The sequence below is a fragment of the Wolbachia endosymbiont (group A) of Crataerina pallida genome, from assembly GCF_964028475.1.
GTDB lineage: Bacteria > Pseudomonadota > Alphaproteobacteria > Rickettsiales > Anaplasmataceae > Wolbachia > Wolbachia pipientis.
On the sequence record NZ_OZ034785.1, the window covers coordinates 914,769 to 928,015 of the forward strand.

The window sequence follows — 13,247 nt, forward strand, 5'->3', positions numbered from 1 at the left end:
TTACCCTTAATTATACTCTAACTTTAACTCATCAACCACATATTGTGGCACTTGCTCATAACAAGAAAAATGCATACTATACTGCGCCCTTCCCTGAGACATAGAACGCAAAACGTTGATATAACCAAACATATTTGCAAGAGGTACCGAAGCAGTAATTATTTTACTATTATTACCTAAATCGAGCATATCAGCAACATTTCCTCTTCTACTATTTATATCACCCATAACATCACCCATATATTCTTCAGGAGTAATGATTTCAACTTTCATTATAGGCTCCAGCATTTTTGGACCAGCTTTATTTGCCATCTCTTTAAAAGCACCTTTAGCAGCAAGTTCAAAAGCTAAAGGACTAGAATCAACCTCATGAAAAGCACCATCAAGAAGGGTAGCCTTAAAATCAATCAACGGAAATCCCGAAATTATACCACCTTCTTTTATCAACTCCAAGCCATTTTCTACCCCAGGAATATACTCTTTTGGAATAGCACCACCTACAATTTTACTTTCAAATTGAAACCCAGAACCAGGCTCAAGAGGTTCAAATTTTATTTTAACCTTAGCAAACTGACCAGCTCCACCAGATTGTTTTTTATGAGTGTAATCAATTTCAACAGATTTAGTGATAGTTTCACGATATGCAACCTGAGGAGCACCGACGTTAGCCTCAACGTTAAATTCGCGCTTCATTCTATCAACAATAATCTCAAGATGGAGCTCACCCATGCCTTTCAATATAGTCTGGCCACTTTCCGCATTTACTGACATTCTCAAAGAAGGATCTTCTGCAACCAACCTATTTAGAGCAATACCTAATTTTTCCTGATCTGAAGTGGTTTTAGGTTCTACAGCAATTTCAATAACAGGCTCAGGAAATTCCATACGCTCCAATAATATAGGAAAATCAACAGAACATAAAGTATCTCCGGTGGTTGTTTTCTTTAGCCCAACTAAAGCAACTATATCTCCAGCCCTAGCCTCAGTTATATCTTCTCGGTTATTTGCATGCATAAGTAACATTCTGCCAATCCCTTCAGTTTCGTTTTTTAACGCATTTGAAACGGTAGATTTAGACTTTAATTTACCAGAATAAATACGGATAAACGTCAAGCTGCCTACAAATTTATCCGTCATCACTTTAAATGCAAGAGCAACAAATTTCTCTTTTTCTGAAGGTTTGACCTCAATTTTCTTTTCTGAATCTTTAGGATCAATTCCAACAATTACATCAACATCAATAGGAGAAGGTAAAAAGTCAACCACACCATCTAAAAGTGGTTGTACGCCTTTATTTTTAAAAGCTGATCCACATAACACAGGAACAAATTTTCCTTTAATGGTCCCATTTCTCACGCATTTTTTCAGTAAATCCACTGGCAGATCATTAGACTCAAAGTAAGTATTCATCGCTTCATCATCCATCTCAGCTGCAGCATCTAATAAAAGATTTCGATATTCTTGAGCCTTATCAAGCAAATCAGAAGGAATATCTTCATAAGAAAATTTAGCGCCCAACGTTTCTTCTTGCCATATAATGGCTTTCATAGAAATAAGGTCAATTATACCTTTGAAATCTTTCTCACTCCCTATTGGTAAATGAATAACTAAAGGTGCTGCACCAAGCTTCGTCTTTATCATATCAACACATCGATAAAAATTTGCCCCTATTCTATCCATCTTATTAACAAAGCAGATACGAGGAACGCTATATTTATCAGCTTGACGCCACACTGTCTCAGATTGAGGTTCAACTCCAGCAACTCCATCAAATACAGCAACTGCACCATCCAAAACCCTTAAAGATCTCTCAACTTCAATAGTGAAATCAACGTGACCAGGAGTGTCTATTATATTGACCCTATGATCATTCCAAAAACATGTTGTTGCAGCAGATGTGATTGTAATACCACGCTCTTTTTCCTGCTCCATCCAATCCATAGAAGCTGCACCATCGTGCACTTCACCAATTCTATTTTGCTTACCAGTATAAAATAAAATACGCTCTGTTGTGGTAGTCTTACCAGCATCTATGTGAGCCATTATCCCTATATTTCTGTATTTAGATATTCCAATTTCCATATCACAATTAATTAGCTAACATTAAAAACGAAGATGAGAAAATGCCTTATTAGCTTCAGCCATTTTATATTTTTCTTCGCACATCTTAAACGCACCACCGCGTTTATTATAAGCATCCAGTATTTCAGATTGCAAACAATCAACAGTGGTTTTTCCACTCTTTTTTCGAGCAGCAGAAGTTGCTTTAGCAATCCACCTTAACGCTAAAGAAACCGCTCTATCTTGTCGAACTTCAACAGGTACTTGATAAGTTGCACCACCAATGCGTCGAGAACGCACTTCTATAGAAGGAGTAACATTTCCTACTGCTGTCTCAAAAATTGATAACCCACCTTCGCCTATTTTCTTTTCAGCTAAAGACAAAGCGTCATAGATAATCTTTTCTGCAGTAGATTTTTTACCACATTTCATGATTGTATTAATGAAACGCATCAGCAAAACACTGCCGTAACGCGAATCAGGACTTATTTCTCTTTTTTTTGCTTTATTCCGACGAGCCATAAACTTTAACCAGATTTCTTTACACCATATTTTGAACGAGCTTTCTTTCGATTTTGCACACCACGCAGATCAAGGGCACCTCTTATTATGTGATAACGCACACCTGGCAAATCTTTAACCCGCCCACCACGTATCAAAACAACAGAGTGTTCTTGTAAATTATGACCTTCACCAGGTATATAAGCCGTCACTTCACCATACCCACTAATTTTTACTCTGGCTACTTTACGGAGTGCTGAGTTAGGCTTTCTAGGAGTTGTAGTATACACCTTAGTGCAAACACCTCTCCTTTGAGGGTTGCTTTCTCCCAAAGCTGGTACCTTTTTCTTATGGGTCAATCCTAATCTACCCTTACGTATTAATTGATTTATCGTAGGCATATGTTATAAACTCAAGCTCATTAAAATAACTAAGTTTTTAGTTATAAAATAATAAACCTCAATAGTCAATATAAAAATAAACATTACTACTCTAATAATTAAGCTCAACTGCCTTGAAAGCCATCAGTAGACTTCTTGCACTACCTCCCAAGCCACAACTGTCATTCAGTAGAAACGAAAAAACTTACTTGACACCCTTCGCCAGCCCCATTATCATGGTACTGAAGGTATTCATTTATCTTCAATCTGTGCAGATTAAATGACAACAGTATTACGTAATTGGCGTCTTATTTTTAATTTTTTGCACTATGCACACTTTACGTCTTCACAACATTTCTGGGTTTTTACCTATATAAGCTGAAACGCGCTTATAAAGCGTTTAAGACAGTATAGTACGCCAATTTGCAGGATTAGAGAGTGACAACTAGCTAATACGGGATATCTTTTGCCTTTTTTTCTGCTTAGTAAATTTCTTAAACATTTAAACTAAGGTGAGTTGCATTTAAAAGCAGCTAAATTGCAGTGTTTAAGACTTAAAAAACGCCAATACTGAAAATAGACAATGACTAGGGCTTCTTTTGCCTTTTTTTTGCTTGGTAAATTTCTTAATATTTATGGCAACATGAACTGAGCAGGAAGGTGTCATTCCAGTGCTTGACACTGGAATCCAGTTTTCCATATAATCTCATCGAAAATGTTGTAACCACTTTCTGTGCTAGTTTGCTTGCTTACAAGCAAACTTTTCTGGATCTCAGTGTCTGGGCACTGGGATGACAGGAGAAGGTACTAGGATGACACCCTGACCTCGTCGTCCCGCTACGTGTTAGCGGAATCTAGAGATACCGTGACGGTATGACGTAAAGCTCGCATTAGCTATACTTTTATGCTCACCAACTTAGCTGGATCCAAGTAGTCAAGCTACTTGGATCTGCAAATTGCAATGTTCGTACAGCTGCGTGCTTGACACTGGGATTTAGTGCAGCTACCCTAAACTGGAAGCTCATCTTGCTATTTTTGGCTGAAAGAAACATATTTTTAGAATAATGAAAACAATCAGCACTTTAATTCAAGAAGGATCGGAGTTATTATCGTCACATAAAGTTGAATCACCACATTTAGATTGTGAAATCATCATGCAGCACGTACTTGGAGTGGAAAGATCATTTATAATTGTGAACCATGCTGATCAAGTGCCGATGGAGAAAGAACTTTTATTTTGGAAATTAACAAAAAAAAGAGCGGAAAGATATCCAATATCGCAAATAATAGGTAATCGTGAATTCTGGAGTAAAAATTTTATAGTTAACCAGCATGTTTTAGATCCAAGGCCAGATAGTGAAACAATAATCCTAGCAGTGTTAAAATATTACCCAAACAAAAAACAGAAACTAAAAATTGCAGATTTTGGTACAGGCACAGGTTGTTTATTGATATCCGTACTTAGTGAGTATGAATATGCTGTTGGCGTCGGTTTTGAAAAAAGCTTGGAAGCATATAAAGTTGCCTATCAGAACACAAAAAAACATGATCTTCTCAGCAGAGCCAAAATATTTCCAAGTTCGTGGACAGAGTGCAGAGGTTCATTCGATCTTATAATCAGTAATCCTCCATATATTAAAAGAAGCAAATTGAAAGACTTGCAAGCTGAAGTGCAAAAGGAACCAAGAATTGCCCTTGATGGTGGTATTGATGGTTTGAGCTGTTACTTGAGCATTTTTCCAATATTGAGAAAGTGCCTTAAAAAAAATGGGTTTGCGATATTGGAGATAGGTGAAGATCAAAGCAATATTGACAAAATAATCCCCTCATACGAATTAGCTTTTCAGGAATATGTATATGACTTAGCGGGAATGAAGAGATGCATTGTTGTGAAAAGAACATAGCTAATGTTTTTTTGCCTTCATCCCATATTATCCTATATCATCCCAGTACCCTCTACCTAGTCATCCAAGTAGCGTGACTACTTGGATCTATATTTAACTAGATCCTATGGTCAAGCCATAGGACGACAGGAACGGTTTTATGCATTTTTTAAAGGGCAACATGTTTAAGCTTTGCTGGCAAAATGGAAAGTAAGACCAGCCTCTATACCGTGTGTGTGAAATAGTTGATTACCTATATTTATTTCCTCAGTTACTTTGCTACCTGAGCTAGGATTAAGCTTCTTTTTTTTATCATTATTAGGGTCGTCTACCACTTGTCCTAACCTTTTTGCTGTAAGCTTAATATCGCTACCAATAGCACCAAAACCTCTATATCCGATATGCATATTTACATCTTCGTTTATGCGATAGTCAAAGCCAGCTTTTAATTGACCTGCGGGTCTTATTGACGGTTTTTCAAACATCGTCATTCTTGTTGCACCGATCCCAATACCAACGTAAGGAGAAAAAGAGAAACGGTCACTTTTCCAATGATGATAAACATTTGCCATTACAGATATGTTCTCAATTTGGTCATGACTAACTGCAGCACTATAGAGATAAGTTTCTTTATCAGGATCCTCACCAGTCTCCTTTAGGTATGAAACAGTTATTTGGCTACTTGTTAAACCAATATTATTCACTTTTACAGAAGAATACATCCCTTCCAATTCAGCCCTATAGCTGTTGTTACCCAATTCCCCTGTGTAACCAAATGCCACATTTGCAGCAAAAGGTGGATTATAATCTCCTTTATACTCACTTAGTGACTGACCTTCTGTGTTCTGAGCACCCCTGTCATTTATAGACAAATTTTTGATACCTGTAGTGCTTGTTTTTAGTACGCTTGTGTTATTTAAATATTGACCGTAATACCCACTACCAAAGTAAAACCCTTCTGTTTCACTTGCAAAAGATTGTTGTGACAACAATAAAGCAAATGCTGTAACCGCTAATGTTTTTTTACTAATCATTACTACTCCCCTAGTTAAAATAGCTAATCTAATACTAATTAATTAAAAATGGCTTAATATGAAAAACCTAATTATTTGCATAACTTGCACTTTTCTGAGCTAAAAATAGGCAAAGTTAACCTTACTTCTCGTCATTTTTTAATTTATCCTCATCTTCAAATTCATCCTCCTCTTCTTCGTCATCAAACCCATCATCGCTCCTATCCTCATCTTCCTCGTCATCATCTTCAAACTTATCGTCGATATCTTCATCATCAATATCTTCGTCTGCAAATTCATCTGATTCATCATATACTGCATCTTCGGTTTTAGTTTCAGCAGGATAATCAACTGAATTAGGTCCCTCAAGAACATTATTCCCCTCGTTATTAACCTTATCTTTGCTCGCAGCGGCAGAAAGAACTTTGTTTGGGTCATATGGTTCTTGTGTAGGCACACGAGTTTGTTTGAGCAGCCTTCTTGTGAAGGTGGTATCACTGTAGTACAAAATTTTCTTTGATTTAATTGGGTAAGTCGACTCTATTAAAATTATCTGATCGTCACGTGGCAACATAATAACTTCTTGAGGCAATAGCAATGCTCTCTGTATTTCAGAGATATGTAATGACCTTGAAGCAGGATTTAAATCTAAAAATTTAGGCTTATTCAACGATTCTTGTTGTACAGTTTTGTTTCCTATAAGTTGCGATATTAAATTAGCTGTTTCAATATTATTGGCTGCAAAAGTTATTCTGTAAGTCGAGTTTGACAAAAAGGAGTTCATCCCTGCTTCTTCGTATATTCCTTTGAGCTGCTCAGTATCTTGAACAATTAAGAATAACCTAACTCGATAACCACGAAAATATGCAATACCTGTTTGAAATTGCTCCATTTTTCCAAGTGTAGGAAACTCATCCATTAAAAACAATACGCCATAAGGCTCGTCATCCGATGGCAATTTTCTACATAAAAACTCAGTTGCCTGTTGGTAAAAAACCTGCATTAAAGGCCTGAGCCTAGTCAAGTTGTCAGGAGTTAAACCAACATAAACTGTAATTTTCTTCTTTTTAAAATCTAGAATATTAAAATCACTTGACGCAGTTGCAGTATCAATCAATGGGTTTGCCCACAATTCAAGTGATGAGTTCATGGTTGATACAACACCTGACCTTTCTTTATCAGCTTTTTGTAAAAAAGCTGCAATATTCATATATGCTACAGGGTGTAGTATTTTACCCATTGTATCAAGAGCAACAGCAAGATTATAAACCACGTCATCACTACGCATCGTACGCACAACTTCACCAAAAGATTTAACTTTCTCTGGTGCAGCAAGTAAGTATAATACCACTCCAACAAATAAGCTTCTTGCTTCATTCTGCCAAAAGTCTTGTTCAGGCATGATTAGGTTAGCTATTTTCTGCACATCGTCAACCATCTGCCCAGGTTTTTCACTAATCCATTGTAATGGATTGTAACAGTGACTTATTCCATCTGGCTGCGCTGGATTCCATACGTATACTTTTTGTCCTTGTCGTTCTCGCCAACCACTTGTTATTTCATAGTTTTCTAATTTTATGTCGTGTACAATTACCGAGTCAGTCCAAAATAATAAATTAGGAATTACAAAGCCAACACCCTTACCAGAACCTGTAGGTGCAAATAACAATGCATGCTGAAACCCATCAGAAATGAAGTATCCTCTTTTATCTTTACCAAGCAATAATCCCTTTTTGCTTCTTAATCCTGCTTTTCGTATGTCTTTCTCTGATGCCCACTGCGAATCTCCATGAAGTGATTCCTTCTTTTTAAATGGTCGCCACTCAATTATCCTTTCTCTTAAATTCCATAAGATAATCATTAAAACAATGATAGGCAGTGCAGAAGATATAATTAATGTGATTTTGAGCTCAAGGCTATATAACTCTGGATGATGCCAACAATATTGTATATGATCAAAAATCGTTGGCCAAAGAGCTTGAGGGAAAGGCGTCAAACTAGGATTAATTGCCTTAAAATCCACAGCATCCGGACCATCAGCAAACAGAACAAACAATATACCAGATAGATAGAAGCAAAACTCAAGTACGCTAAAAGCTACTACACCTCCTATGAGAATATTACGTAGGTGATTTCCATTACTCATAAACTACTCTTCCTTAACTTATGTATAAATTTAAGCATTTTCGCTCGCAGATCTAGTAAATAATATCTCAGAAATGCTTCTTTTGCCCCCACCGGTTCTTTTTAGCTGAATAACAATATCAATCACATTTCTAATGTATGGTATAATTTGGTCTGGAGGAATGCCAAGATTTGCCTGCATAACCATCAATTTTATTTGCTCAAGGGCCATTGTTGGACTATCTGCATGAAGGGTTGATATTGATCCAGGGTGACCAGTATTTATCGCCCTGAGAAAACTAAAAGCTTCCGCTCCACGGAGCTCACCAACTATTATTCTGTCTGGCCTTAAACGTAAGCACGCTTCTATCAAATCTTGAGTGGTTACTTTTGCTCTGCCCTGCCCTCCTTTAGAGGCAATTAGATGGACTTTATTGGGATGATCGTTCAAAACGATTTCCCTTGCATCCTCAACAGTAATAATTCTTTCCTCAGCTGGAATAGCACGCAAAGTAGCATTAGTAAAAGTAGTCTTACCAGTGGAAGTTCCACCACTAATTATAATATTTTTCTTACTTATTACAGCGTATTCTAAAAACTCTTTTATTTTTTTTTGCCTTAACAATAAATCCAAATGACGGTCAACTGGATTATCAGTTGCTTCTGTAACAGTTTCAGAAAAAGCCCCCATTTTTTCGTAATCATCGAGTGCTAACTGCATGCTAGAAGGCTTACGAATCGACATGACTACTTTATCAGGTTCACATGCTGGCGGAAATACTATCTGTATACGATAACCATTTGGTAATGTTGCCGAAAGTAACGGCGCTTCTTCGCTAAGTTTTTGTTCTGTAGCTTGAGCAATCAGTCTGCCAAGAGATTTCAAATGGTTAAGATCGAATACTTCTAATTTTTCACACCTTATTTCACCGCGATTTTCAATCCATACTTCCTTTGGCTTATTTATTGATATTTCATTTACGCCTTCTTCTTGAAATATGCCTTGTAATGGCTCCAAATATGTATCAAGTGCAGCATAGTTCATTTCATTGATTTAATATTGCCTGTGGAGGAAATACTATATCTTGGTTAACAAATACTTTCAATGCAGTGCCTTGATCAACATAAATAGTTGGTTTTTTATCTGTATATCTGCCCACTACATCCCGCATATCTTTAGAAAAATCCTCGATTGATTTCCCGATTGCTTCATCATAAACAGACTTGCTTTTTCTTTGAATTTGTTCTAACAGTTGATTTACAATTTCCAGGCTTATATTTACCTCGTCTTCTTCAATTCCTAGTGCTTTTGCTATTTCCTCTTTCATTATTTTTAGTAAATCTTGTCTGCTTTTGGCACTCCGAATTCTTCCGATAGCCCCAAGGCCTAATTTCCATTTGTCACTAGATATCTTCTTTTCTGGGTCAATAATGAGTTGGAGAGAAGAAAAATCTATTTCGGTTGCAGTGATAGACTTTACTGCATCTCTGACAGTTAGCGTATCAACAAGATTAGAAGCCTTTTGCCCTATAACAGCAGAACCAATCGAAACACCAGCAAGTGTCACTGAAGAGAATAACGCACTTACTATTTTGTTATCAACTATTCCTGCTATTCCTGCTCTACCAAGCTCGTCAGTACTAAGTGATGAGCTTGCAATATCTATTCCATGTGGCAGAATCACTCTATTCCAGTTTATATTTACACGAGATTTAGCAACATTCGAGTCAAATGAATAACTGCCTATCAATCTTGAGCCTTTAGGTATTAAAACTGTATCACCAGTTTCTGCATAAACATCTCTACTCACCATAGCACGCAGCATTCCTTGCAGATCAGAGTTTATTGCAGTTTCAAGAACAGCATCAATAATTTTACCTTGAGTAATCATTAAACCAAGCTTTCCTACTCTGGTAGCTTTGCTCGATTGTGCTGAAGTGTCGGATAAAATAGCATCAGCAGCCTTGTTCTCTCCACTACCACCTGAAATTGTCAACATCTGTGCACTACGTCTGTCTCTAGGATAACCGCCACCCCCTATTGTAGGAAACGAGGTAGGTAAATTGCCCATAACATTACTAGAAGGAAAATTTTGCTTTGGCAAAATAGGTATATTTGACACAGGAGTTTCTTTTGGTTTCTCTTCTTCTTTTCTAATTTGTTTTATTTCTGGTATGATTAGTGGTGTAGGAAGAGGAGGTAAGGGTGGTAAGGGATCAGTTATTATTCTTTCAGGAACCATTACATTATCTGGAACTTGTTCCAACTTTCCTTTCAATTCTTGAACGTTTTGCTTTGTTTCCTCTTTTTTAATAACTTCTGAACCCTCTTTAGGAGAAGGACTAAAATAGAGATAATACACTCCACCAGCCAGAAGCACTAAAATAATGACCATCAATGCCCTATGACCTTGATTAGAGCCAACTGTTACTACCTTATTCTCTATTTCTGATTCATCTTCTGAATTGTTACGCCTTTCTTTATTCATATTGCATGTACCACAGCTAAAGTGACCTATTTATAATTTCAACTTCACCATCTTCATAACGCATAAATAGCTTTTTATGTACTCCTTTTATTATAACATAATCATCAAATAACAGCCTTTTACAAGGTTTATCCTCCCCTTCTACAAAAACCTGAGGTATTTTATTATTATTTCTAAATTTTAAATAGGTTAAATAACCATCATCAAATAACTCGATCGGAACTATATCCGCATTACCACCTTCATCAATATATGTATAATTGTACTTCGTATCATTTTCTTGTATTATTTTTTCTAGCTTGTCTGTAGTATATTGCATTTGAGTAGGTAAAGAAACCTCATCTAAATCAACATCAAATTCACCTTCTTCTTGAGGATAATAAAAACGTACTACGTAAGATATATCCTTTTCAGCAGAATAATCGTGATCTACTTTCTTAGCATCAGTATCCGGGTATTTATCGTAGTTTGGCCTTGAGATTAAATCAAAAATGTAATTTCTTTTTTTAGTTGTCGTAATAATCATGTTAGTGCGACTACTAACTTCAAATGGCATGATAAGCAATTTATTGTCATAAGGATTAATTTTCCAACTTGATGCATCACCAACAGCGATATTTTTAACTTTTTCTCCTTCCGCAAATTCAATATAAGAATAGTAACCCTGACTAAAAACCACCGTAAATACTTCATTAGGGCTATACACAAAAGTCTTTATTCTACTATCTATAGAAATAGGCTCATTATAATTAATGGATGCGTTTAAATTGCCACTTACAAGTAAAGCTAAAACTAATAATATCCTATACATATTCATCATCTACTCTATATGAAATAACTTGAAATCCTAATGGGTTAATATATCTTTGCTGATCATCCATTTCAAGCGATGCATATCTATATGACATAATAACTATCTTATTTTTTCTCGTAGAACTTCCATCTTTCCGTGTAAATTCCACAAAAAATCTCACCTGAAGAGCATCGTTACCCAACTTTTGAATTGAGCGAATTTTAAATTCACTTTTGGTATCTGAATATAAATTAAAAAGATCATCCATATTCTGCGATCCTACATAATTTCTAAATTCATTATACACATTAGGTGAGGAAAACAACCTCACCTTTGTATAATAGTTATAATTATAATGATATGGATCAAAAACCTCCCTTGCTTTTATATACTCTGAAATAAAATAATCGTTTAGCGCTTCATCTGCAGAATACTGTTTTACTGTGACAGGATCAACCAATTGCACTATTCCTGATTTCTTGTCAATTTCTATAACAAATGGCTCAATAGTGCTACTTGTGCTAATTTTAAATATGACTAATATGCTGATAGAGATCGTTGCTAATAATATTAATGCAAATAAAAGTAGAATATTCCTTTGAGCAATAACTGTGCTGTAGCGGTTTGAATTCCAATTTATATCCTTATCTAAGGATTCAGTATTTTTTTCTCGCTTAAAAAATCTTAGCATTTTAGTATTCCTAAAAATCTTAACTTATGTTAATAAACATAGCAAATTAACAAAGTAGTTACAGCAAAAAAGCTAAAAAACTCTTAATCTATGGCCTAATTTACCAAACTTTGTCTCCATATATGAATCGTTATATTTATTACGTTCCACAATAAGTGGTAGACACTTTGTAACTCCTATACCACTACTTTCCAATTCTGACAATTTCCTATCATTGTTTGTAAGTAATTGGATTTTGTTAATGTTCAATTTCTTAAGCATTTTAGCTGCAACAGCAAAACTCCTTTCATCATCTTCAAAACCCAATATTCTATTTGCATCAACAGTATCAAGATTATGTCCTCTTTGCATACTGTACGCTCTTAACTTATTAGTTAAACCAATGCCTCTTCCATCTTGCATCAAATACAATATAATACCACTTCCAGAGTCAGCTATCATTTGAATTGCTTGATGTAACTGACTTCTGCAATCGCATGACAAGCTATCTAACAAGTCACCCGTATAGCACGAAGAATGAATTCTCACTAATGGTTCGTCATCTTTATCTGGATTGCCAATGATAATTGCATGATGTTCTCTTCCACCACTTTCGGTTCTATAAGATATGATATTTACTTCTTGAGTCTGTTTTAAAAATAATGATGTTTTGCACACTTCATATACATCCTGATTTTCTTGAAAATTATTTATGAATGACGTGTCCAGTGCAATAACGTCATTTTTCTCGCACCAATTTCGCATTTCATGGTTATTCTCAAAAGTCATATCAGCCACTAACGCGTATGGCAATAATTCTGAGAACTTAAGCAAGGCAATAGCACATTCATCTATTGTCTTTGAGCATTGCAACTCTTTTATGCAATCTTCCTTTGAACAGTTTATTAAATAGAGCAGTTCATCAAAATTATTCACCAACAGACGTTTGCTGTTATGTTCTTTATTCTGAGATATGTATTTTACCTTACTTGAAGTTAAAGTAACATATACATTACTTGATGTAAGCTTGTATTGATTAAATAAATCTCTTTCTAAAGCCTCAGCAGCAGCAAACAATAGGTAATTACTTTCATCATATATTACAATTGGCCGACCGCGCCTGATTTCGCTGATAGCTCTTTCTACCTTATTGCTACTCTGATTTCCTATAAACATTTTTACCCATATTAAACAGCGATAAAAACTGGTGCGGCCGAGAAGACTTGAACTTCCAAGGCCTTATGAGCCACAGCGACCTCAACGCTGCGTGTCTACCAATTCCACCACGGCCGCACTATATTCTAGTTTTTATATAATTATTTTAAATTACTTA

Annotated in this window: 11 protein-coding genes and 1 tRNA gene; 1 reads left to right on the top strand and 11 read right to left on the bottom strand. The window is 35.8% G+C overall.

Annotated features, from left to right (window positions below; genetic code table 11):
* Positions 1-6: 6 nt before the first annotated feature.
* From fusA to rpsL, 3 genes are read right to left on the bottom strand one after another with little or no spacing between them, the layout of a single operon-like run.
* Positions 7-2,082 (bottom strand): elongation factor G, encoded by a 2,076-nt coding sequence (fusA, locus tag ABWU55_RS04445; RefSeq protein ID WP_010962308.1) that lies wholly within the window; start codon positions 2,080-2,082, stop codon positions 7-9.
* A 21-nt stretch (positions 2,083-2,103) separates the two neighbouring features.
* Entirely contained in the window at positions 2,104-2,583 is a 480-nt protein-coding gene (gene rpsG, locus ABWU55_RS04450; RefSeq protein WP_007549313.1) for a 30S ribosomal protein S7, read from the bottom strand.
* Positions 2,584-2,588: 5 nt separating this feature from the next.
* Positions 2,589-2,963: a 30S ribosomal protein S12 gene (gene rpsL, locus ABWU55_RS04455; RefSeq protein WP_006279787.1), complete on the bottom strand. Its 375-nt coding sequence runs from the start codon at positions 2,961-2,963 to the stop codon at positions 2,589-2,591.
* A gap of 1,043 nt (positions 2,964-4,006) precedes the next feature.
* On the opposite strand from rpsL, the gene prmC reads away from it, so the two are divergent.
* Positions 4,007-4,846: a peptide chain release factor N(5)-glutamine methyltransferase gene (prmC, locus tag ABWU55_RS04460; RefSeq protein ID WP_010962305.1), complete on the top strand. Its 840-nt coding sequence runs from the start codon at positions 4,007-4,009 to the stop codon at positions 4,844-4,846.
* A 164-nt stretch (positions 4,847-5,010) separates the two neighbouring features.
* Here prmC and ABWU55_RS04465 read toward each other — a convergent pair whose 3' ends face one another.
* The 8 genes from ABWU55_RS04465 to ABWU55_RS04500 all read right to left on the bottom strand — a co-directional run bounded on the left by ABWU55_RS04465 (position 5,011) and on the right by ABWU55_RS04500 (position 13,207).
* Positions 5,011-5,859: a P44/Msp2 family outer membrane protein gene (locus tag ABWU55_RS04465; protein WP_353286169.1), complete on the bottom strand. Its 849-nt coding sequence runs from the start codon at positions 5,857-5,859 to the stop codon at positions 5,011-5,013.
* Between the two features lie 121 nt (positions 5,860-5,980).
* Positions 5,981-7,984, bottom strand: a complete 2,004-nt coding sequence (locus ABWU55_RS04470; RefSeq protein ID WP_077188467.1) for a type IV secretory system conjugative DNA transfer family protein — start codon at positions 7,982-7,984, stop codon at positions 5,981-5,983.
* A gap of 30 nt (positions 7,985-8,014) precedes the next feature.
* Entirely contained in the window at positions 8,015-9,007 is a 993-nt protein-coding gene (gene virB11, locus ABWU55_RS04475; RefSeq protein ID WP_065094644.1) for a P-type DNA transfer ATPase VirB11, read from the bottom strand.
* Between the two features lies 1 nt (position 9,008).
* Entirely contained in the window at positions 9,009-10,451 is a 1,443-nt protein-coding gene (locus ABWU55_RS04480; RefSeq protein WP_353286170.1) for a TrbI/VirB10 family protein, read from the bottom strand.
* Between the two features lie 16 nt (positions 10,452-10,467).
* Positions 10,468-11,268 carry a P-type conjugative transfer protein VirB9 gene (virB9, locus tag ABWU55_RS04485; protein ID WP_174515708.1) on the bottom strand — a complete coding sequence of 267 codons (801 nt, stop codon included), beginning with the start codon at positions 11,266-11,268 and terminating at the stop codon, positions 10,468-10,470.
* A complete protein-coding gene (locus ABWU55_RS04490) occupies positions 11,255-11,935 on the bottom strand; it encodes a virB8 family protein (RefSeq protein WP_151807683.1) in 681 nt (226 codons plus the stop codon). Before ABWU55_RS04490 ends, virB9 begins: the two co-directional genes overlap by 14 nt.
* A 72-nt stretch (positions 11,936-12,007) precedes the next feature.
* Positions 12,008-13,090, bottom strand: a complete 1,083-nt coding sequence (locus tag ABWU55_RS04495) for a GTP cyclohydrolase II (protein ID WP_010082649.1) — start codon at positions 13,088-13,090, stop codon at positions 12,008-12,010.
* A 29-nt stretch (positions 13,091-13,119) separates the two neighbouring features.
* Positions 13,120-13,207: transfer RNA gene (locus ABWU55_RS04500), tRNA-Leu, on the bottom strand.
* Positions 13,208-13,247 lie beyond the last annotated feature (40 nt).